We start from the raw sequence: 20,746 nt of genomic DNA on the forward strand, positions 1-20,746 counted from the left end.
CGGTTCGAAATGCTTAATACCCGGTCATTTCCAGGTACCCACGGCCACCGGCACTGCCGCTCAAACGCACCGGCCCTTCCCAATACGGGAAGCGCGTCTGCATCCACGCCTGCGGCTGAACAGCATCGACCTGCACATCCACCCCGTGCTCAGGCACCTGCACCCGCCATCGGGTCGGCAGCTGCTTGCCATTGCCCTGTGGGGCCCAGGCCAGCGGCTGCAAGCGGATCTGTGCCGGCAGCAGCGCTAGCCCCTGGCCCTGCGGGTCGATCCAGGTGCCGGCGCGATACGCCTCCCCGTGCGCTTCGCGCACCTGGAACAGCATCAGCTTGGCGCCGCTGTCCAGGTGCAGCGAGAACCAGTCCCAGCCCGTTTGCCCGGCAGCCAGCGGCTGGCTGCTCCATTCCCGGTCCAGCCAGGCCTGGCCAGTCACCGCGATGCACAGGCCGTCGCGCTCGACCTCGCCGCGCACCCGGTAGAACGGCTGGCTGTAGTAGTAAGAAGCCTGGCCCTTGCCCGACTTTTCGCTGTAGCCCTGCTGGCCGTGCAGCACCAGAGGCCGCTCGCTGCGCAACTGCAGGTCGTAGCGAAAACCTTTGCCAGCGGCCGTCATGCGCAGGTTGTCGATACCGCCCGGCCCCTGCAGCGACCAATCGTCGATCCACGCCCGAAACGGCTGGGCCTGCACACCCGCCTGGCCAATCCCGCCACGGGCCAGGGTTTCAGCTGACCGATGGCCGCCGGGGCCGGTCAACGCGGCGTGGCCCATCCACAGGTTCGGGCTCTGCCAATCGCCGGTCTCCGGGCCGGGGCGCAGGGCCGAGCGGAACAGCGTCCACTGCGCGCCCCAGTCACGCCCTTGGGTGTCTTTGAGGTTGGCGGTGACGTACCACCACTCGATGCGGAAACCATCGTGGGCCGCATGGTCCCGTGGGAATTCCAGGCGATGGCCGCGGGTGACCTGGCTGAACCCGCCTGCCGGCTGGCCGAGGCCGGCATAGCTTTGCGGTGCCGGCTGATCACAGCCGCACAACAGGCTGCAGAGCAACAGCCAGGCTTTACGTTTCATCGGCAAACGGCCTCAACAGTTCGCGCGGCTGACGCCGGGCCAGTTGCCAGAGTGGCCAGGCGCTGGCCAACAGGCTGGTGAGCAGGCCCAGCAGGGCCAGTTGCAGCAACTGGGCGGGGAACACATGCAGCGGCAAACGCCAGCCGAATGCCTGAACATTCACCACCGCGACCAGGCACCAGGCCAGCAACAGGCCCAACGGCAGCGCCAACAGCACGGTGAGGCTGCTGAGCAGCAGTGCCTGGCCAAGGCTCAGCCACACCAGTTGGGTACGTTGTACCCCCAGGGCCCATAGCGGCGCCAGCTGGCGCAGACGGGATTGGCCCAAGGTCAGCAGGTTGATGAACAGCGCCACACCGGCCACGCCCAGGGTCAGGCTGTTGAGCGCGGCGGTGGCGGCGAAGGTGCGGTTGAATACCTCGGTCGACCACCGCTTCAACTGCGCCTGCTGCACGACCCGACTGTCGTCGAGGTGAAAGCGTTGTTGCAACGCGGTTTTCAAGGCGGCCCCCTGGGGGTCGAGCAGGTCGACGCTCAAGCCCGTCAACGCAGCATCCGGCCAATGCGCGCGCAGCGATTGGGCATTCACCAGCATTTGGCCCTTGGGGTTGCCATAGTCGGCGTACAGGCCAACGACGAGCAAGCCGCGAGACGGGTCCGTGGGCAGCTTCAGGTGGTCCCCCAGGTGCAAACGCAACCGCCGCGCCAGCTGCTCACTGAGCATCACGGCCTGCCCCTGGGCCAATAGCTGCCAGGCCTGCGGCTGCTGTTCCAGCAACGGCCACCGGCTGTGATAAACGGGGTGGTCGACAATGCCCTGCACCTGGACCGGCCAGCCTTGCACCTGCGTTTCGACGCGCCAGCCAGGCAGAACCACCCGCACGGCAGGTTGCTGCCCCAGCCACTGGGCTATCTGCAGGCCTTGCGCGGTATCGCTTGGGCTCACGTACAGGTCGGCGGACAAGCGCTGGTCCAGCCAGCCGACAAAGGTCTTGCGAAAGCCCTCGGTCATGCTGCCCACGCCCACGCTGGCGGCCAGCGCCAGCAGCAACGCCATCAGCGCCAGGCTCAAGGCAGGCAACTGCTGGCGGCTGTCGGCAACGAACCACTGGGCCAACGGCCGCTGACAACGGCGCGCCAACCAGGCCAGCACCCTGTCGAGCGAGGCTGGCAACGCTAAAGCCGCCCCCAGCAACAGCGCCGCCAGCATACCGAAGGCGCTGGGCAGGCTGTCACCGAACACCCCACAAGCTGACGCCAGCACCAGCAACAGGCCCGCCACCCAAGCCTGACGCCTCAGCCACGGCCCCTGTGCCAGGCGCCATGCTTGCGGCTGCGCCAACGCCAGCAAGGGTAAGCGTGCGGCGCGCAGGATGCTGCCCAGCCCGGCCAGCAGTGCACCGATTACGCTCACCAGCACGCCCCACAACCACCACTGCGCAGGCAGGTTCAACGTGCCTGCGACCTGCGCGCCATACAGCCCGCGCAGGCTGGCGGCGACATCGGGCAGCAACCAGGCCGCCAGCGCATAGCCACTGGCAACCCCGGCCAGCCCGCCGAGCACTGCGAACAGCCCCAGCTCCAGCCCCAGGGCACACAGCAGGGTAGCCAGGCTGACACCACAGGCGCGCAGGTTGCGAATCAGCCCGCGCCGCTGTTCCAATGCCAGGCCAATCGCGGCATGGGCAATGAACAGGCCGACGACGAAGGCCAACAGGCCTAGCGCAGTGAGGTTGAGGTGGAAGCTGTCGGTCAGGCGCTGCAAACCGCCATCATCCTGCCGGGGTTGCACGACAAGGTCAGCCGCAATGTCGGCAGGCAAAGGCCCCGGGCTTGCCGCTACCAGCAGGCGTGACAACTGCCGCGGTGCCTGCAGCAAGGCCTGCGCGTGGCCGATATCGACCACGATCACCCCGGGGGCCAGCTCGGCTTGCACCAGCAACGGTGGCAGCGGTTGCCCATCGCGGTCGTGGGCCACCTGCCCTGCGGTCATGTTCAACAGGCGCAAGGTGTCTGGCCCGACCCAGGCCTGCCCGGGCACGCCGATGAACGCCTGCAGGTCGAACGCCTGGGGCTGCACCCCGGCGATACTGCTGGCCGCCGGCAGGCTCAATGGCTCGATGCCGATCAGGCGCACACTGCGCCCGGGCTCGCCTGGCAGGCGCAGGCGCCCCTCCAGCACCGGCGACACCGCCCAACCCAGCCTGCGCAGTTGCACGTACAGCGCCTGGTCAAAGCGTTCGCCGTGGCGTGGCAGCAGTTGCGTCTGCAGTGGCCCGGCCAGTACCGCACTGGCCCTGGCGTAGTCGCTGCGTGCCTGGCTGTTCAAGGCCTGCACCCCGGTCCATAGCGCCGTGGCCAGCCACAGCCCGGTGAAGATGCTGAAAAACTGCACGCGGTGGCGCCGCCAGTGGCTGAGCAAAGCCAACAGGGCCAGCGACAGCAGCCTCATGCGCCCTGCCCGCTGCGCACACGGCCACCCTGCAGGTAGCAACGTTGCTGCAGCCGCGCCGCCAGCCGGGGGCTGTGGGTGACCATCAGCAGGCCACTGCCAGCCTCGCTGACCAGTTGCAGCAACAGGCTCAGCACTTCGTCGCTGGTGGCTTCGTCAAGGCTGCCGGTGGGTTCGTCAGCCAATAACCAGGCCGGGCGCCCAGCCAATGCGCGGCCGATGGCCACGCGTTGCTGCTGGCCGCCCGACAGTTGTTCAGGGTAACGCCCGAGCAGGTCAGCCAGGCCCAGGCGTTGAGCCAGGTGGGCGCCCCATTCGGGGTCGTGCCGGTTGGCCAGCCGGGCCTGGAATGCCAGGTTGCTGCCCACGTCCAGGCTGCTGATCAGGTTGTACTGCTGGAACACCAGGCCAATCTCCTGTCGCCGCCACAGTGCCAGGGACGCCTCCGAGCGGCTGTCCAGGGCACTGCCGTCAATCAGGATGCGCCCGCTGTCGGCACGGTCCAGGCCGGCCACCAGGTGCAGCAAGGTGCTCTTGCCACTGCCAGACTCGCCCATCAAGGCCAGGCTGCTGCCGCGCGGCAGGCACAGGTCGACGCCCTGCAACACCGGCAACGGCCCTTGGGGGGTGGCAAATGATTTGTGCAGGTTTTCGATGGCCAGCATCGGGGGGGGGGCCTTGGGGTATCGGGTGACTATCCAGTAATAGCAGGTCACGGACACATAGGAGAGACGCGCCCATCAATGGATCCACAGGCGATTCGATAATCGCACAAATAGCACTACTAATTGCGTAAATGCAGATTGACCACGGACGGGCATATGGCTCTAATGGATCCATTAAACAAAAACAAAACCTGGAGAGCCTTCATGTACCCGAAAAACACCTGGTACGTTGCCTGCACCCCCGACGAAATTGCCGACAAGCCCTTGGGCCGACAGATCTGCGGCGAAAAAATCGTCTTTTACCGTGGCCAGCAGAACCGTGTAGCCGCTGTCGAGGACTTCTGCCCGCACCGAGGCGCGCCGTTATCCCTGGGCTACGTGGAGGACGGCAATCTGGTCTGCGGCTATCACGGCCTGGTCATGGGCTGCGACGGCAAGACGGTGTCGATGCCTGGCCAGCGGGTTCGCGGCTTTCCATGCAACAAGGCGTTTGCCGTTGTGGAGCGCCATGGTTTCATCTGGGTCTGGCCTGGCGACCAGGCGCAAGCCGACCCAGCGCTTATCCCGCACCTGGAATGGGCAGACAATGAAGAGTGGGCCTACGGCGGAGGGCTGTTCCACATTGGCTGCGACTATCGCCTGATGATCGACAACCTCATGGACCTGACCCACGAAACCTACGTGCATGCCTCCAGCATCGGCCAGAAGGAAATCGACGAAGCCCCGCCCGTCACCACCGTCACCGGCGACGAGGTGGTCACCGCCCGGCACATGGAAAACATCATGGCCCCGCCCTTCTGGCGCATGGCCCTGCGCGGCAACGGCCTGGCCGACGATGTGCCGGTGGACCGCTGGCAGATCTGCCGCTTCACCCCACCCAGTCACGTCCTGATCGAAGTGGGTGTGGCACATGCCGGCAAGGGTGGCTACCACGCTGCAGCGCAGCACAAGGCCGCGAGCATCGTGGTCGACTTCATCACCCCGGAAAGCGAGACCTCGATCTGGTACTTCTGGGGCATGGCGCGCAATTTTGCCGCGCACGACCAGAACCTGACCGCCGACATCCGCGAGGGCCAGGGCAAGATTTTCAGCGAGGACCTGGAAATGCTCGAGCGCCAGCAACAGAACCTGCTGGCCAACCCTGGGCGCAACCTGCTGAAGCTGAACATCGATGCCGGTGGCGTGCAATCGCGCAAGGTGCTGGAGCGGGTCATCGCCAAAGAGCGTGCAGCACAGCCGCAACTGATCGCCACCAGCGCCACCCCTGCCTGAGGAGCCACCGACATGATCGATGCCATCGTGGTATCCCGTAACGATGAAGCGCAGGGTATCTGCAGTTTCGAACTGGCCTCGGCAGATGGCAGCCTGCTGCCGGCATTCAGCGCCGGGGCCCACATTGACGTGCACCTGCCCGATGGCCTGGTGCGCCAGTATTCGCTGTGCAACCACCCGCAAGAGCGCCACCGCTACCTGATCGGCGTACTCCATGACCCGGCTTCGCGGGGCGGCTCACGCAGCCTGCACGAGCAGGTGCAGGTCGGCGCGCGGCTGCAGATCAGTGCACCGCGCAACCTGTTCCCGCTGGCCGATGGGGCGCGGCGCAGCCTGCTGTTTGCCGGCGGCATCGGCATTACCCCGATCCTGTGCATGGCCGAGCAGTTGGCCCACAGTGGCCACGATTTCGAGCTGCACTACTGCGCCCGCTCCAGTGAGCGTGCCGCATTCGTCGAGCGTATCCGCAACGCGCCCTTTGCCGACCGCTTGTTCGTGCATTTTGACCAGCAGCCGGAAACGGCGCTGGACGCTCGCCAGGTGCTGGGCAACCCGCAAGCTGACGTGCACCTGTATGTGTGCGGGCCGGGCGGGTTCATGCAGCATGTGCTGGGCAGCGCCAGGGAGCTGGGCTGGCAGGAGGCCAACCTGCACCGCGAATATTTTGCAGCCGCACCCGTGGACGCCAGCAACGACGGCAGCTTCTCGGTACAGGTCAACAGCACCGGCCAAGTGTTCGAGGTGCCAGCCGACCAGACCGTGGTACAGGTACTGGAGCAAAACGGCATCGAGATCGCCATGTCGTGCGAGCAAGGTATTTGCGGCACGTGCCTGACCCGCGTACTGCAGGGCACGCCAGACCACCGCGACCTGTTCCTGACCGAAGAGGAACAAGCCCTCAACGATCAGTTCACGCCTTGCTGCTCGCGCGCGAAAACACCGTTACTGGTGCTGGATATCTGAAGCGGCCAGCGCGCTGGGGAGGATCACCTGCATGCCGGTGCCCGAGGCGTTTGCGCCGAAGGTTTCGGCATAGCGCAAGGTTGCATTGGCATGCTCGCGCATGATCGCTTCGGCGCGGGCACCCTGGCGGTTGACCAGCGCATCGAACACGGCATGGTGCTGCATGTGGGCGAAGTTGAAGCGCCGGTATTCACGGGCCAGGTCGTGGCGGTCTATCGCCAGCGCCGTGACCGAGGCGAATGGCAGGTGGTCGTTGCGCGCCAGCGCCACGGCAATGGCCGGGTTGTGGCTGGCTTCGATGATCACTTGGTGAAAGCGCATGTTCAGATCGTGGTAGGCCTGCAGGTCTTCTTCGGTCACGAAGCCCTTGCCGAACAGCTGGTCGCCCTCTATCAGGCACTGCTGCAGTGCCGCACGAGCTGGCGCGGCCAAGCCGCGCTCGGCAGCCTGGCGGGCGGCCAGGCCTTCGAGCACACCGCGCACCTCGACTGCACCGGCAATGTCATCGGCGCTCACCGAACGCACTTGAAAGCCCCGGCCGCCGAAGCGGACCAGCAGGCCTTCCTGTTCGAGCGTGCGAAAGGCCATGCGCACCGGCATGCGTGAAACGCCGAACAGTTCGGCAGTGGGAACTTCCATCAGGCGCTCGCCGGCCGCCAGCTCGCCTGAGGCGATCATCTTGCGCAACGCGACCAGCACCATTTGACCGGGCTTGCTCATCCAGGCAACTTCCAGGGAAACGAGCCGGCATCTTAGCGCATGCCGGGCTCGAGTAGTCAGTGGCTCAGCGCATCGCTGGCCGCCACTGGGGCCGGCCTGGGTGCGCGCAGCAGTAGCAGGCACCCCGCCGCCAGCACGAACACACTGGCAAACACCCCATACAAGTGCAGCGGCTGCCAGCCGCCATCGAGCAGCACACCCGCCACGGTGGGCGACACAATGGCGCCCATACGCCCGATGCCGATGCCCCACCCCACGCCGGTGGCGCGCACCGATGGGTCGTAGACCACCGGCGACAAGGCATACAAGCCGGCCACGCAGCCGTTGGCGAACAGCCCGATCAACAGGCCCAGGGCCAATGCCGCGCTAGCCGAGGTGCCGTTGGCCACGAACAGCACCAGCAGCGCCGCAGTGGTCAGCATGAACAGCGCCAGCACGCGGGTAAGCGGCCAGCGCGAAGCCAGCCCGCCGATCAGCGCCGCGCCGAGGATGCCGCCCACGCTCAACAGAACACCGCCCGTAATGCCTTGCTGCGCGGACAGCCCGGCCGCCACCAGCAGCTTCGGGGTCCAGCTCATGACGAAGTAGAAACCGAACATGACCAGGAAGAACAGCAGCCAGATCACCAGCGTGGTCCGGCGCATGGCCGGCGCCAACAGTTGCCGGAAACCGCTGGCACTGCCCGGCACCCTGGCCGCAAGCGCTGGCAGCTGCGCCAGTGCCGGGTGGCCTAGCCTTGCCGCCAAGCGATTGACCCGCACCAGGGCGTTGGCGGGCCGGCGTGCCAGCAGAAAGTCCAGCGACTCCGGCAACCACAACCAGACCAGCGGTAACACGCAAACGGTGACGATACCGCCGAACAGAAACACCGACCGCCAACCCCACTGCCCCAGCAGCCACACCGCCAGCAAACCGCCCAGCGTTGCCCCCAGGGCATAGCCGGTGGACTGCAGGCTGACCGCCAGGCCGCGCCAGCGTTTGCTGGCATATTCGCTGGCAATGACGTTGCTGCTGGCCAGGATGCCGCCAATGCCCAGGCCCGTCAGCCCACGCAACAGGGCCAGTTGCATCGGGCTCTGGCTCAACGCCGAGAGCAGCATGCCGACCCCCGACAGCACCAGGCACAGCAGGATCAGCGGGCGCCGCCCGAAGCGGTCAGCCCAGGGTGCGATGAACAGCGAGCCCGCCGCCATGCCAAACAAGCCGGCACTGAGCAGCAAGCCCACCTGCGCCCCGTTGAGGTCCCACTCGGCAGACACCGAGGCAGCGGTAAAGGCCATGACCAGCACGTCGAAGCCGTCGATCATGTTGAGCAGGATGCATATGCCGATGGCCAGGCACTGAAAGCGCCCCATCGGGTCGTTGTCCAGGCGCTGCTTGAGGTTGTTACTCATAGCGCCACCTGCCGCTTTGCAGGTGGCACAACGGCAACGCACGCGCAGGCAAAGCGCAAGGAACCCTGACGGTTCCATACCCTGGAAAAGCCATTCATGACTGAACCCTTCTTGTAATTGTCGGCGCATCAGGCTGGAGGCCTCCAGCCGATGTCAGGCGCTAATCAAACAAATAATGGATCCACAAACAATCCATGGGGCTATCGCAAGCACGGCTGAGACCGGTGATGACAGTCTGATCAGCCAAAATTACAAAAATTTAAATGTTAATTATCAATACATTACATATTCATGATTCCCGTTAATTCGCGTTCGTTTATCGAACAGATTCAGTAAATGGATCCATATCGATCACGGCATTACCGCATAGGCCTGTCATCGCACCCGGCGCCATGAACAAATCTTCATATAGCGCCCCAGCGCCCTGACCATGCGGCGCACAGCGCAAGCCAGGCTACCGCCAGCCACCACCCGGCTTGAGGCTGCCGGGCGGGTTGCGTAGCATCCCCCGCCCGTTCGCGCGCCTGCACATCGGCGCGTAACCCGCACAAAAGAGCCCCGAATGCCGCAACCTATCCCCCTCAAGGACCACGAAAAGGAAAAGCACCTGGTCAACCGCCGGCTTCTGGCCTGCGCCGCCCTGGTCTTCAGCCTGTGTGCCGTGCTGGTGGGTCGGCTCTATGTGCTGCAGGTGCTGCAGCACGACCAGCAGAGTGCCGTGTCGGAAAACAACCGCGTGCATGTGCTGCCCATCGCCCCTGAGCGCGGGCTTATCTACGACCGCAACGGCGTGGTGCTGGCCGACAACAAGCCCAGCTTCGACCTGACCATCACCCGCGAGCGGACCGGCGGCAATTCGGCCAAGGTGCTCGACACCCTGACCCAGGTGCTGGGGCTGAACGAGGACGACCGCAAGCAGTTCGACAAGGACCTGCGCCGGGGCCGCAAGCCGTTCGAGCCGGTCACCCTGATAGTGGGGCTGAGCGAAGAGCAGATCGCCCTGGTGGCGGTCAACCAGTTCCGCCTGCCGGGCCTGGAGGTCGAACCACAGTTCATCCGCGAGTACCCGCTGGGCGCGCATTTCGCCCATTCGGTTGGCTACGTGGGGCGTATCAACGAGAAGGAGGCCAAAGTAGTCGACAGCACCGAATACCGGGGCACCCAGTCGATTGGCAAGACCGGCATCGAGCGCTTCTACGAAAGCCAGCTGCATGGCCATGTGGGCTATGAGGAAGTCGAGACCAACGCCCAGGGCCGGGTGATGCGCGTGCTCAACCACAAGGCCCCAACACCCGGGCAGGACATCGTGCTGACGCTGGACGCCCGCCTGCAAGTCGCTGCAGAAAAGGCCCTGGGCGACCGCCGTGGCTCGGTGGTGGTGCTGGACCCGGCCAATGGTGACGTGCTGGCCATGGTCAGCAACCCCAGCTTTGACCCCAACCTGTTCGTCAAGGGCATCAGCTTCAAGCAGTACGCACAATTGCGCGATTCGATCGACCGCCCACTGTTCAACCGCGTGCTGCGCGGCCTGTACGCGCCCGGCTCGACGGTGAAGCCGGAAGTGGCCATCGCCGGCCTCGACAGCGGCGTGATCACCCCCGGAAGCCGGGTGTTCGACCCGGGCTACTACGAGCTGCCCAACTACGCCCACAAGTACCGCAACTGGAACCGCAGCGGTGACGGCTGGGTAGACATGTACACAGCCATCATGCGCTCCAACGACACCTACTTCTACGACCTGGCGCACAAACTGGGCATTGATCGCCTGCACGACTACATGGCGGAGTTCGGCCTGGGCCAGAAGGTGTCGCTGGACATGTTCGAAGAGGCCGCCGGCCTGATGCCTTCTGCCCAATGGAAACGGGCCACCCGGCGCCAGGCCTGGTTCCCTGGCGAAACACTGATCCTTGGCATCGGCCAGGGCTACATGCAGGTCACCCCGTTGCAGCTGGCCCAGGCCACCAGCCTGCTGGCCAGCAAGGGCGTGTGGCACCGCCCGCACCTGGCCATGACCGTAGGCGGCGATGCACCGGTCGACCCCCACCCGATGCCCGACATCGTGCTGCATGACAAGCACGCCTGGGACCAGGTCAGCCAGGGCATGCAGATGGTCATGCACGACCCGCGGGGTATCGCCCGTGCGGCCGCGGCCGGCGCGCAGTACCGGATTGCCGGCAAAAGCGGCACCGCACAGGTGGTGGCGATCAAGCAGGGTGAACGCTACAACCGTGACAAGACACTGGAACGGCACCGCGACAATGCCCTGTTCGTCGGCTTTGCCCCGGCTGACCACCCGGCCGTGGTGGTGGCGGTGATGATCGAGAACGGCGAAGCCGGTGGCCGGGTGGCGGGGCCTGTGGTGCGTGAAGTGATGGACGCCTACCTGCTGGACGAACAGGGGCACCTGAAGCCCGAGTATGCGGGTGCCGTGCCACCGCGCACTACGCCGCATACCTGATGCTGCGCGGGCCTGCCGGCTGAGCGGGCCCGTGCTTCAAGCCCAGAGCAGCCCCGTGCCCTCAGTGCTGCCCACCGGTACGAGGCATCAGCTCGTAGGGGTGCTTCCACCCTGGCATGGCTTGGATGCGTGCCTTCCATGCCTCGATGTGGGTGAACTCGGCCAACGCCATACCGGTGTCCTCCGGCATGAACACATACCCCGCCAGCGACAGGTCGGCGATGGTCAACCGCCCGCCCACCATGAACGGGGCCTTCGCCAGATGGGCATCGACAATGCGGTACGCGGCGGTGGCACGCTCGCGCAAGAACTGCGTCACGTCGGTTTCGCCCGTGTTCTTCAGGCAGAACAGGAAACGCAGCGCCGCGTAATAGCTGGTGAACTTATGGTTGTCGAACAGCATCCAGCGCCAGATTTCGCGCTTTTCGTCCGCGTCGCGGGGGCCGAATTGCCCGGTCTGCTGCGCAAGGTACTCCAGAATCAGCGCAGACTGGGTCAAGGACTTGCCAGCGTGCTCCAGCACCGGCACCTCACCCTGTTCATTGACCTCATCGCGCCAGGCTTGCTCGCGGGTCTGGCCGTTGAAGAAATCGACGAACACCGGCTGCCAGTTCTGGCCAGTCAATTGCAGCATCAGAGCGGCCTTGTAGGCGTTGCCGGATTCGGCGAAGCAATGCAGCTTGTAGTCAGGCATGGGCGAACCTTGCGGTGGCTGTGATGAGCGAATGGCAGAGCAGACCACGCGCACGGCGAGGCGGTCAATGCCCGGTACCACCTGCGGGCATGCATTCTGCCAATGAACAACGGAACTACTTTCACACTGATGCTTTCTTAACCTCTGAGTGGTTTATTCCTTGGGCTTCACCCTTCTGGAGAACACGACATGCGCCACCTACTCATCGCACCTGCGCTGCTGCTCCTGCTGCCTGCCGGTGCCGCACTGGCCCGCGTCGATGCGGGCGACGTCGCCACCTCGGCCGGTGTTTCCGCTTCGCTGTATTCCACCTTCAAAGATGACAAACGGATCATTCCTGCCCGCGACGAGCTTTCGGCGTTCGTTGCCAGTGGGGGTGCAATCCGCGGCGCTTATGTCGAAGCCGCACTGGAACAGGCCCGCAAGGACCACCCAGGGCTCCAGGCCGACGACGAAGAGCTGGCCAGGGCCATTCTATCGCAGGATGACCGCATCGCTGATCGTTGAATCAGACTTGCACCCGCCTCTGCGTGAATCTACCCACGCCGGGGCCGGTGCAGGTTTGGCTCACCCCCAACCATCCATACGCATGGTCGCCCTGACCAGGCGCTGGTCCTCCTGTTCGATCTCCCGCAAACTGTCGCGAATGCCATTGATGTGCTCGCGCGCCGCGCGCTGCGCCTGTTCGGGCAACTGCTCCATCACCGCGTGATACAAGCGTGCATGCTGGCGATCGATCTGGCGTTTCTGCGCCGGCCGGCAGTACAGGTTGTTGACCGACGCGAACACTGTGCTCAAAGTCAGATCGCTCAGCGATTGCAGGGTGTGTACCAGCACCGGGTTGTGCGAGGCCTCGCTGACCGACCGATGGAACGCGTGGTCGCGGCGGGCATGCTCACGGGCATCGATGGCCTCGGCGGCCTGGTGTGCCGCCAGCATGTCCTCATAACGGCGGCGGATCAGCAAGCGGTCCACGTCGGTGGCGCGCAAAGCTGCCAGCCGGGCAGATTCGGCCTCCAGCAAGGCGCGCACTTCCAGCAAGTCGAACAATGTGCGCGGCTGTGAGCTGAACAGATGCATCAACGGCGTATGGCCCGCCTGCCCGGTGAGGTCGGCGACAAAGGAGCCGCGGCCGTGCTCGGTGTCGATGATGCCGCGCCCGCGCAGCACCCGCAGCCCCTCACGCAGTGCAGAGCGCGAACACCCCAGCTTCTCGACAAGCCGCCGCTCCGAAGGCAATGCCTGGCCCACCTTGAGCACGCCTTCGACAATCAGCCGCTCGACCCGCTCGGCCACCTGGTCGGCCACCTTCGCCCTGCCCTCGTTCGCCATTGCGCACCCTCCTGCTGGTAGGACCACTTGCACACCCGCCTGCAATCTAGCCAAGCCACGCCACCAACGGCCAGTACCCAGCCGAAAAACTGGTAGGACCAGTGGCGAGCCCACTCGACCCAGACTAGCACCGCGCGCAGGCTGCAAGCGTGACCGCTTTGCCAACAACAATAAAAACCGTTGCCGAGTGAGCCAATGACCATTCTCTACGACGAACGCGTCGATGGTGCGCTGCCCAGCAGTGACCGCGAGGCGCTGTTGCAGGCATTGCAGGCTGCCCTGCCCGACCTGCACGTTTTGCACCGCGAAGAAGACCTCAAGCCCTACGAGTGCGACGGCCTGTCGGCCTACTGCACCGTACCGTTGCTGGTCGCTCTGCCCGAACGCCTGGAACAGGTGCAGGCGCTGCTCAAGCTGTGCCATCAACGCGGCGTACCGGTGGTGGCGCGCGGCGCCGGTACCGGCCTGTCCGGTGGCGCCCTGCCACTGGCCAAGGGCATTCTGCTGGTCATGGCGCGCTTCAACCGCATCCTGGAGGTCAACCCGCAGGGTCGCTTCGCCCGGGTGCAGCCCGGGGTACGCAACCTGGCCATTTCCCAGGCTGCAGCCCCCCATGGCCTGTACTACGCACCTGACCCCTCTTCGCAAATAGCCTGCTCCATCGGCGGCAACGTGGCTGAAAACGCCGGCGGCGTGCACTGTTTGAAGTACGGCCTGACCGTGCACAACCTGCTCAAGGTCGAAATACTCACCGTCGAGGGTGAACGCCTGACCCTTGGCAGCGATGCCCTCGACTGCCCTGGCTTCGACCTGCTGGCGTTGTTCACCGGTTCCGAAGGCATGCTCGGCATCGTCACCGAAGTGACCGTCAAGCTGCTGCCCAAGCCGCAAGTCGCACGGGTGCTGCTGGCGAGCTTCGACAGTGTCGAGGATGCCGGCCGCGCCGTGGCCCAGATCATTGCTGCCGGCATCATCCCCGGCGGCCTGGAGATGATGGACAACCTGGCGATCCGCGCCGCCGAGGACTTCATTCACGCGGGCTACCCGGTGGAGGCGGCGGCCATCCTGCTGTGCGAGCTGGACGGTGTCGAGGCCGATGTGCACGCTGACTGCGAACGGGTCGCCGCCGTGCTGGCGCAAGCCGGCGCCCGCGACGTGCGGCTGGCCTGCGACGAGGCCGAGCGGGTGCGTTTCTGGGCCGGGCGCAAGAACGCCTTCCCGGCCGTGGGGCGCATTTCACCCGACTACTACTGCATGGACGGCACCATCCCACGCCGCGAGCTGCCGCGCGTGCTGAAAGGCATCAGCGACTTATCCAGCGAATACGGCCTGCGCGTGGCCAATGTGTTCCATGCCGGCGACGGCAACATGCACCCGCTGATCCTGTTCGATGCCAACCTGCCGGGTGAACTGGAGCGCGCCGAGGCCATCGGCGGCAAGATTCTCGAACTGTGCGTGGCCGTGGGCGGCAGCATCACGGGTGAACACGGGGTCGGCCGGGAAAAGATCAACCAGATGTGCGCACAGTTCAACAGCGACGAAATCACCTTGTTCCATGCGGTCAAGGCTGCGTTCGACCCACAAGGCCTGCTCAACCCCGGCAAGAACATCCCCACCTTGCACCGCTGCGCCGAATTCGGCGCGTTGCACGTGCACCACGGGCAACTGCCTTTTCCCGAGCTGGAGCGTTTCTGATGAGCATGGACCACGACGACAGCCAGGCCCTGCTCGAACAGGTAAACCAGGCGCTGAACCAAGGGACGGCACTGCGCATTCAGGGTAGCGGCAGCAAGGCCATGCTCGGCAACCCGGTGGTGGCTGAGGTGCTGGACACCCGCCGCCACCGGGGCATCGTCAGCTATGACCCGACCGAACTGGTACTGACCGCCCGCGCTGGCACGCCGCTGCGCGAAATCGAGGCAGCGCTGCACCAGGCCGGCCAGATGCTGCCGTGCGAACCGCCCCACCTGGGGCCTGATGCGACGTTGGGTGGCATGGTCGCGGCCGGGTTGTCCGGCCCCAGGCGGCCTTGGGCGGGGTCGGTGCGCGATTACGTACTGGGTACACGCGTGGTTACCGGCCACGGCAAGCTGCTGCGCTTTGGCGGCGAGGTCATGAAGAATGTCGCTGGCTACGATGTGTCGCGCCTGATGGCGGGCAGCTTCGGTTGCCTGGGGTTGTTGACCGAGGTGTCGCTGAAGGTGCTGCCACGCCCGCGCCAGTGCCTGAGCCTGCGGCTGCCGATGGGCCGCCACGAGGCGTTGGCCGAACTGGCCGAATGGGGCCAGCAGCCGCTGCCGATCAGCGCCGCCTGCCACCACGGCGATGCCCTGTACCTGCGCCTGGAAGGCGGCGAGGGATCGGTGCAATCGGCGCGTCTGCGGCTGGGCGGTGAGGCGCTGGACAGCCAGTTCTGGAACGACCTGCGCGAACAGCGCATGGCCTTTTTCAACGGCCCCACCCCGCTGTGGCGGCTATCGGTACCCATTGCCTGCGGCGAGCTGGCATTGCCCGGCGAGCAATTGATCGACTGGGGCGGGGCCCAGCGCTGGCTCAAGTCTGACGCGGAGGCGCACAACATTCGCGAGGCCGTTGCCAGGGTGGGCGGCCACGCGACCGCCTACACCCCCGGTGCAGCCAGCAGCCCGCCACTGCCCGCTGCGCTGATGCGCTACCACCAGGCGCTCAAGCAACAGCTCGACCCCCAGGGGGTATTCAACCCCGGCCGCCTGTACCCGGACCTGTGAGGCCAGACCATGCAAACCAACCTCAGCGAGAGCGCCCGCCGCCTGCCCCGCGCCGACGAAGCCGAAAGCATCCTGCGCGCCTGTGTGCACTGTGGTTTCTGCACCGCCACCTGCCCCACCTACCAGTTGCTGGGTGACGAACTGGATGGCCCGCGCGGCCGCATTTACCTGATCAAGCAGATGCTCGAAGGCGAGCCGGTCAGCACCAGCACCCAACTGCACCTGGACCGTTGCCTGAGCTGCCGTAGCTGCGAGTCCACCTGCCCGTCCGGGGTGCGCTACCACGACCTGCTGGACATTGGCCGCGCCGTGGCCGAGCAGCAGGTGCCGCGACCACTTGGCCAGCGCCTGCTGCGCCAGGGCCTGCGCGCAGTGGTACCACGCCCGGCACTGTTCAAGGCGCTGACCCGCAGCGGCCAGGCCCTGCGAGCGCTGCTACCGACCACACTCAAGGGCAAGCTGCCGGCATCGGTGACACCGCCCGGCGAGCGCCCGGCGCCGCGCCATGCACGCCGGTTACTGATGCTCGAAGGCTGCGTGCAGGCGGCGTTCTCGCCCAATACCAACGCCGCTGCCACGCGCCTGCTCGACCGGCTGGGGATCAGTGTGCAGCCGATCCGCCAGGCCGGCTGCTGTGGCGCCGTGGACTACCACCTCAACGCCCAGGCGCAGGGCCTGCAGCGTGCAAGGCGCAACATCGACGCCTGGTGGCCCGCCATCGAGGCGGGTGCCGAAGCCATCGTGCAAACGGCCAGTGGCTGCGGCGCGTTCGTGCGCGACTACGGCCACCTGCTGGCACAAGACCGCCAGTACGCAGCCAAGGCGGCGCGCGTCAGCGCGCTGGCCCGCGACCTGGTGGAGGTGCTGGCTGCAGAGCCCGTCGAGCAGTTGGGCCTGTGCGCTGAACAGCGCCTGGCCTTTCACTGCCCATGCACCCTGCAACATGCCCTGAAACTGGGCGGGGCGGTGGAGGCTTTGCTGACCCGCCTGGGCTTCACCCTGACCGCCGTGCCCGATGGCCACCTGTGTTGCGGGTCGGCGGGCACCTATTCGCTGACCCAGCCGGACCTGGCCCTGCAACTGCGCGACAACCGCCTGAACGCGCTGGAAAGCGGCAAGCCGCACATCATCGCCACGGCCAACATCGGCTGCCAGACCCACCTCGGCGGTGCAGGGCGCACCCCCGTCAGGCACTGGGTGGAAATCGTCGAAGCCGCCTTGCGGCCGGAGAGCACCCATGCATAGCAAACCCGTGATCGGCCTGGCCGAGGTTACCCGTGTACTTGAGGCTGCACGCCAGCATGCCTTGGCCGAACAGTGGCCTGTGACCATCGTGGTGGTCGACGACGGCGGGCACCCCCTGGCCCTGCACCGCCTGGATGGTTGTGCGCCAGCCAGTGCCTACATTGCCATGGAAAAGGCCCGCACCTCGGCGCTGGGGCGCAAGGAAACCCGGGACTACGAAGACATGGTCAATCGCGGGCGCACCGCGTTCGTCACCGCACCGCTGCTGACCTGCCTGGAGGGCGGTGTACCGCTGCAGGTGCAGGGCCAGGTAGTGGGTGCCATTGGCGTGTCGGGGGTCAAGCCCGACCAGGACGCACAAGTGGCCAAGGCGGGCGCAGCAGCGTTGTGAAGGCTGCACAGACGGTTGCCACTCGGGCAGACTCAGAATTCCCCTACAAAATGTTCGGACGCGTCTTACTTGCCGCCTCAGCGTTGAGAAAACAAGATCGGCGCAGCATGACCAGCCAGGGGAAACGCCGCATGCACCCGTACGCACGCTCCATTGCCGAACTGCGCAGCAGCCTGCGCGAAATGCTCGCCCATGACATCAGCAACCCTGATGACGACCCGCACCTGTCGGGGGTGATGTTCTTCTGCGCTACAGACGAACAGACCCGTTTGCTGATCGAGCGCATCGAGCTGCTGGCCAGCGAGGTGCTTTTCGACCCGAACGGGCGCGCCATTGCCGAGCACATGCGCGCGGCGGCAATCGACGGCGTATGCATCAAACGCAACCGCAAGGCAGCCACAGACGAAACCCAGATACGCATTGCGCTGGCGGGCAAAGGCTACATCACCATCAGCACCGCCCGGCTCTGACAGCCGTAGCGCAAGGCGCGCGGCCCGGCGCACACGGCGCAGCCAATCCGCTATCCTGTGGGCACCCCCGCTCCGGACCGTTCCATGGAACTGCACATTCGCCTGGATGGCCGCAAAGGCCTCACCGACCAGCTTTACCAGCAATTGCGCGCTGGCATCGACAGTGGCCACCTGGCAGCGGGCACCCAGCTGCCACCCACCCGTCTGTTGGCCGAACAACTGGGTGTGTCGCGCAAGACGGTAGCCGAAGCCTACTCACGCCTGACCTATGACAACCTGCTCAGCGGTGTGGTGGGCCGTGGCACATTCGTCACGCCGCGCCAGCCGCTGCGCAGCAGCGAACCTGCCGCCATCACCCTGGCCGCCAGTGCATCGCTCGAACGCTGGCAAGCGCGCGCCACGGTGCTCAGCCAACGCCAGGCGCAGGCCCCTTCACGCTACGATTTCATCGGCGGCGTATCGAGCAAGGCCCAATTCCCCTTCGACCAGTGGCGCAGTTGCCTGAACTACGCCCTGCGGCGCAGCCAGCGCCACCCCGAACGGCATTTTACGGCCCAGGGTTTGCCTGAACTACGCCAGGCCATCGCCCACCACATCGCCTACACCCGTGGCGTGCACTGCAGCGCAGCCGACCTGCTGGTGTGCAACGGCGCCCAGCAGGCCCTGGACCTGATCGCCCGCGTGCTGGTCGAGCCAGGTTGCCAGGTGGCCATGGAAGACCCCGGTTACCCACCGGCACGGCAGCTGTTCCTGGCCCTGGGCGCGCAGCTGCAGTCGGTACCGGTCGACGACCAAGGCCTGTGCGTCGAGCACATCGCCGACGGCACCCGGCTGATCTACGTCACGCCGTCTCACCAGTTCCCGCTGGGCATGCCGATGAGCGAGGCGCGCCGGCACGCGCTGCTGGCGCGGGCTGCGCAGCTGGGGGCGCTGATCATCGAAGACGACTACGACTGTGAATTCCGCTACCACGGGCCCGCTGCGGATGCCTTGCAGCGCCTGGACCGACAGGGGCTGGTGGCCTACGTGGGCACGTTTTCCAAGACTCTTTTGCCTGAGCTGCGCCTGGGCTACGCCGTGCTGCCGCCTGCCGTACTGCAGGCCGCCTGTGTGGCCAAGCACCTCAGTGACTGGCACAGCCCGAGCTTGCTGCAGTGGGCCTTGGCGCGCTTTCTTGCCGAGGGCCACCTGCACAAGCACATTCGCCGTTGCCATGAGGTCTACAGCGCGCGCCGCGAACGCATGCTGGCGCGCCTGCAGGGCGACCTGGCCCCTTGGTTCAGCGCGGTTCCGGCCAGCGCCGGCTTTCATCTGAGCGCGATGGCCAGACCAGGGGTCGACGTGGAATTACTGGCCAACCTGGCGCGCAAGGTCGAGGTCGGCCTGTACCCACTGGCGCCGTTCTTCAGCGAAGCGCCTGCGCGGCAGGGCTTGCTGATGGGTTTTGGTGCCATTGAGCTGCTGGATATCGACCCCGCACTGGATCGTGTGCGCGACACCCTGCAGCACCTCAACTGACCGGTGCCGCCTTGCCGGTTGCCGGGCGGGCGATGGCGGCCGAGTAACCGCGCGGGTTGAAAAACGTGGTGACCCACAGCATGGCCAGCACGGTGACCGTCAACAGGGTCCACGACGCCTGGAAGTCACCACTGACATCCCGCAGCCAACCGGTGATGTAGGGCACGATCCCGGTAATGATGAAGCCGATGCCCTGCACAAATGCCGCCAGGCTGCCCGCCTCGGCTGGCGTTTGCAAATGCTCCAGGGTCAGCGTAAGGCACTGGCTGAAGCAAGCGCCCAGGCCGAAACCGATCAGCGCCACCCACAGCCCCGGGGCCACGGTGGGGGCCAGTAACAGGCCGAGAAAGCCGACCAGCTGGATTGCCAGCGCCAGCCACAAACCGGGGCGCCGGTCAGCATAGCGCCGCAGCAACAGCGGCAAACCGAGCGCGCCGGCCACCTGGAAAATGGTCATCAGGCCCACCAGGTCGGCGCCACCCTGGGCGCTGCCGCCGTGCTCGGTGTGGTAGGCCGGCAACCACGCCACCATGCTGGTGTAACCGCCATTGATCAAGCCGAAGTACAGGGCCAGCAACCAGGCCCGGCGCGTGCCGAACCAGTGCCCACCGGATGCCCCTGCCAGCTTCGCTGTGCCATGGCGTGGCCGCAGCACGGCCCAGGCCAGCAACGCCAGCACGGCCGGCACCGCCCACAGGCCCAGGCCAGCCTGCCAGTGGCCGAAGTGCGCACTGATGTGCGGGCCCAGCACTGCCGCCAGGCCACCGCCACTCATCAGCGCCGCCGAATACAGGCCCATTGCCGCCGCCAGGCGGCGGGGGAACCAGCGGTTCACCAGCCCCGGCATCATGCCCTGCACCACCGCTACGCCCAGGCCAGCGACCACCGCACTGGCGATCAGTGCCCAGGCACTGTCCAGTTGCAGGCGCCACAGGCAAGCCATGGCAATCGCCGCCAGGCCGCCCAGCATACCGCCGTGCTCGCTGAGCCAGCGCCGCAGCCACGGCTGCAGCAACGGCACCAGGCCCATGCAGAGCACCGGCAAAGCGGTCAGCAGGGCGGCCTGCTGGTAGCCCAGCCCGGTAGTGGCGCGCATGGGCTCGAGCAAGGGGCCGATACTGGTCAGGATGGGCCGCAGGTTCAGGGCCAACAAAATCACCAGCAACAGGTTCAGCGCAGGTCTCATGGTCGTTCATTTCTCTTCGTGCCAGATCGACCATTATCCCGGCTTGGCTGGCTGCGCAGAAATGAAGAGATTGGATGCCTGTCAGTGGCCAGCTGAATGGACATTGGCCTCCTGCGCAAGCGTGCAATTGGCTATCGGGGTGGCCAATCAACGGCGCTACAGTAGCGCCA

Annotated in this window: 18 protein-coding genes; 10 read left to right on the top strand and 8 right to left on the bottom strand. The window is 65.9% G+C overall.

Annotated features, from left to right (window positions below; genetic code table 11):
- Positions 1–13: 13 nt before the first annotated feature.
- Genes DMX12_RS15315 through DMX12_RS15325 form a run of 3 tightly spaced genes read right to left on the bottom strand, consistent with a single transcriptional unit; the run spans position 14 to position 4,186 of the window.
- Positions 14–1,069: a lipocalin-like domain-containing protein gene (locus tag DMX12_RS15315; protein ID WP_110678455.1), complete on the bottom strand. Its 1,056-nt coding sequence runs from the start codon at positions 1,067–1,069 to the stop codon at positions 14–16.
- On the bottom strand, positions 1,059–3,521 hold the full coding sequence (locus DMX12_RS15320; RefSeq protein ID WP_110678457.1) for an FtsX-like permease family protein: 2,463 nt from the start codon (positions 3,519–3,521) through the stop codon (positions 1,059–1,061). Before DMX12_RS15320 ends, DMX12_RS15315 begins: the two co-directional genes overlap by 11 nt.
- Positions 3,518–4,186: an ABC transporter ATP-binding protein gene (locus DMX12_RS15325; RefSeq protein WP_110678459.1), complete on the bottom strand. Its 669-nt coding sequence runs from the start codon at positions 4,184–4,186 to the stop codon at positions 3,518–3,520. Before DMX12_RS15325 ends, DMX12_RS15320 begins: the two co-directional genes overlap by 4 nt.
- 204 nt (positions 4,187–4,390) lie before the next feature.
- On the opposite strand from DMX12_RS15325, the gene DMX12_RS15330 reads away from it, so the two are divergent.
- Positions 4,391–5,458, top strand: coding sequence for an aromatic ring-hydroxylating dioxygenase subunit alpha (locus tag DMX12_RS15330; RefSeq protein ID WP_110678461.1), 1,068 nt, complete (start codon positions 4,391–4,393; stop codon positions 5,456–5,458).
- 12 nt (positions 5,459–5,470) lie between these two features.
- Positions 5,471–6,421, top strand: coding sequence for a PDR/VanB family oxidoreductase (locus tag DMX12_RS15335; protein ID WP_110678463.1), 951 nt, complete (start codon positions 5,471–5,473; stop codon positions 6,419–6,421).
- On the opposite strand, the gene DMX12_RS15340 is transcribed toward DMX12_RS15335, so the two are convergent.
- Complete coding sequence (locus DMX12_RS15340) at positions 6,401–7,141, bottom strand: GntR family transcriptional regulator (RefSeq protein ID WP_110678465.1); 741 nt, start codon at positions 7,139–7,141, stop codon at positions 6,401–6,403. The two genes, DMX12_RS15335 and DMX12_RS15340, sit on opposite strands and share 21 nt — an antisense overlap.
- Positions 7,142–7,197: 56 nt before the next feature.
- On the bottom strand, positions 7,198–8,535 hold the full coding sequence (locus DMX12_RS15345) for an MFS transporter (protein WP_110678467.1): 1,338 nt from the start codon (positions 8,533–8,535) through the stop codon (positions 7,198–7,200).
- 562 nt (positions 8,536–9,097) lie between these two features.
- Between DMX12_RS15345 and mrdA the strand changes: the two genes are divergently transcribed.
- Positions 9,098–10,993, top strand: coding sequence for a penicillin-binding protein 2 (mrdA, locus tag DMX12_RS15350; RefSeq protein ID WP_110678469.1), 1,896 nt, complete (start codon positions 9,098–9,100; stop codon positions 10,991–10,993).
- A gap of 61 nt (positions 10,994–11,054) precedes the next feature.
- On the opposite strand, the gene DMX12_RS15355 is transcribed toward mrdA, so the two are convergent.
- Positions 11,055–11,687 carry a glutathione S-transferase family protein gene (locus DMX12_RS15355; RefSeq protein ID WP_009686498.1) on the bottom strand — a complete coding sequence of 211 codons (633 nt, stop codon included), beginning with the start codon at positions 11,685–11,687 and terminating at the stop codon, positions 11,055–11,057.
- A gap of 189 nt (positions 11,688–11,876) precedes the next feature.
- Between DMX12_RS15355 and DMX12_RS15360 the strand changes: the two genes are divergently transcribed.
- Positions 11,877–12,194 carry a DUF2388 domain-containing protein gene (locus tag DMX12_RS15360; protein ID WP_009686497.1) on the top strand — a complete coding sequence of 106 codons (318 nt, stop codon included), beginning with the start codon at positions 11,877–11,879 and terminating at the stop codon, positions 12,192–12,194.
- A 60-nt stretch (positions 12,195–12,254) separates the two neighbouring features.
- On the opposite strand, the gene glcC is transcribed toward DMX12_RS15360, so the two are convergent.
- Positions 12,255–13,019, bottom strand: coding sequence for a transcriptional regulator GlcC (glcC, locus tag DMX12_RS15365; RefSeq protein ID WP_110678471.1), 765 nt, complete (start codon positions 13,017–13,019; stop codon positions 12,255–12,257).
- A gap of 195 nt (positions 13,020–13,214) precedes the next feature.
- On the opposite strand from glcC, the gene glcD reads away from it, so the two are divergent.
- The 6 genes from glcD to DMX12_RS15395 all read left to right on the top strand — a co-directional run bounded on the left by glcD (position 13,215) and on the right by DMX12_RS15395 (position 19,390).
- Positions 13,215–14,714 (top strand): glycolate oxidase subunit GlcD, encoded by a 1,500-nt coding sequence (gene glcD, locus DMX12_RS15370; RefSeq protein ID WP_110678473.1) that lies wholly within the window; start codon positions 13,215–13,217, stop codon positions 14,712–14,714.
- The gene (glcE, locus tag DMX12_RS15375; protein ID WP_110678475.1) at positions 14,714–15,766 is read left to right on the top strand and encodes a glycolate oxidase subunit GlcE; all 1,053 of its coding nucleotides are present in this window, start codon (positions 14,714–14,716) and stop codon (positions 15,764–15,766) included. The genes glcD and glcE overlap by 1 nt, the downstream gene beginning before the upstream one ends.
- A gap of 9 nt (positions 15,767–15,775) precedes the next feature.
- Complete coding sequence (gene glcF / locus DMX12_RS15380; protein ID WP_110678477.1) at positions 15,776–17,011, top strand: glycolate oxidase subunit GlcF; 1,236 nt, start codon at positions 15,776–15,778, stop codon at positions 17,009–17,011.
- On the top strand, positions 17,004–17,402 hold the full coding sequence (locus DMX12_RS15385; protein WP_054905076.1) for a heme-binding protein: 399 nt from the start codon (positions 17,004–17,006) through the stop codon (positions 17,400–17,402). The genes glcF and DMX12_RS15385 overlap by 8 nt, the downstream gene beginning before the upstream one ends.
- 131 nt (positions 17,403–17,533) lie before the next feature.
- Positions 17,534–17,872 carry a hypothetical protein gene (locus tag DMX12_RS15390; RefSeq protein ID WP_033691133.1) on the top strand — a complete coding sequence of 113 codons (339 nt, stop codon included), beginning with the start codon at positions 17,534–17,536 and terminating at the stop codon, positions 17,870–17,872.
- Positions 17,873–17,956: 84 nt separating this feature from the next.
- Entirely contained in the window at positions 17,957–19,390 is a 1,434-nt protein-coding gene (locus DMX12_RS15395; protein WP_110678479.1) for a PLP-dependent aminotransferase family protein, read from the top strand.
- Here the strand turns inward: DMX12_RS15395 and DMX12_RS15400 are convergent.
- A complete protein-coding gene (locus DMX12_RS15400) occupies positions 19,383–20,576 on the bottom strand; it encodes a CynX/NimT family MFS transporter (protein ID WP_110678481.1) in 1,194 nt (397 codons plus the stop codon). The two genes, DMX12_RS15395 and DMX12_RS15400, sit on opposite strands and share 8 nt — an antisense overlap.
- Positions 20,577–20,746: the final 170 nt, after the last annotated feature.

Source organism: Pseudomonas sp. MB-090624 (genome assembly GCF_003205245.1).
In the GTDB taxonomy this organism is placed as follows: Bacteria; Pseudomonadota; Gammaproteobacteria; order Pseudomonadales; family Pseudomonadaceae; genus Aquipseudomonas; species Aquipseudomonas juntendi.

Bases quoted from the DNA above. Each gene is read 5' to 3' on its own strand.
- glcC (WP_110678471.1), bottom strand. From the start codon at position 13,019: ATGGCGAACGAGGGCAGGGCGAAGGTGGCCGACCAGGTGGCCGAGCGG.
- DMX12_RS15315 (WP_110678455.1), bottom strand. From the start codon at position 1,069: ATGAAACGTAAAGCCTGGCTGTTGCTCTGCAGCCTGTTGTGCGGCTGT.
- DMX12_RS15340 (WP_110678465.1), bottom strand. From the start codon at position 7,141: ATGAGCAAGCCCGGTCAAATGGTGCTGGTCGCGTTGCGCAAGATGATC.
- DMX12_RS15400 (WP_110678481.1), bottom strand. From the start codon at position 20,576: ATGAGACCTGCGCTGAACCTGTTGCTGGTGATTTTGTTGGCCCTGAAC.
- DMX12_RS15325 (WP_110678459.1), bottom strand. From the start codon at position 4,186: ATGCTGGCCATCGAAAACCTGCACAAATCATTTGCCACCCCCCAAGGG.
- DMX12_RS15360 (WP_009686497.1), top strand. From the start codon at position 11,877: ATGCGCCACCTACTCATCGCACCTGCGCTGCTGCTCCTGCTGCCTGCC.
- glcE (WP_110678475.1), top strand. From the start codon at position 14,714: ATGAGCATGGACCACGACGACAGCCAGGCCCTGCTCGAACAGGTAAAC.
- DMX12_RS15355 (WP_009686498.1), bottom strand. From the start codon at position 11,687: ATGCCTGACTACAAGCTGCATTGCTTCGCCGAATCCGGCAACGCCTAC.
- DMX12_RS15390 (WP_033691133.1), top strand. From the start codon at position 17,534: ATGCACCCGTACGCACGCTCCATTGCCGAACTGCGCAGCAGCCTGCGC.
- DMX12_RS15385 (WP_054905076.1), top strand. From the start codon at position 17,004: ATGCATAGCAAACCCGTGATCGGCCTGGCCGAGGTTACCCGTGTACTT.
- DMX12_RS15395 (WP_110678479.1), top strand. From the start codon at position 17,957: ATGGAACTGCACATTCGCCTGGATGGCCGCAAAGGCCTCACCGACCAG.
- DMX12_RS15335 (WP_110678463.1), top strand. From the start codon at position 5,471: ATGATCGATGCCATCGTGGTATCCCGTAACGATGAAGCGCAGGGTATC.
- DMX12_RS15345 (WP_110678467.1), bottom strand. From the start codon at position 8,535: ATGAGTAACAACCTCAAGCAGCGCCTGGACAACGACCCGATGGGGCGC.
- DMX12_RS15320 (WP_110678457.1), bottom strand. From the start codon at position 3,521: ATGAGGCTGCTGTCGCTGGCCCTGTTGGCTTTGCTCAGCCACTGGCGG.
- glcD (WP_110678473.1), top strand. From the start codon at position 13,215: ATGACCATTCTCTACGACGAACGCGTCGATGGTGCGCTGCCCAGCAGT.
- mrdA (WP_110678469.1), top strand. From the start codon at position 9,098: ATGCCGCAACCTATCCCCCTCAAGGACCACGAAAAGGAAAAGCACCTG.
- glcF (WP_110678477.1), top strand. From the start codon at position 15,776: ATGCAAACCAACCTCAGCGAGAGCGCCCGCCGCCTGCCCCGCGCCGAC.
- DMX12_RS15330 (WP_110678461.1), top strand. From the start codon at position 4,391: ATGTACCCGAAAAACACCTGGTACGTTGCCTGCACCCCCGACGAAATT.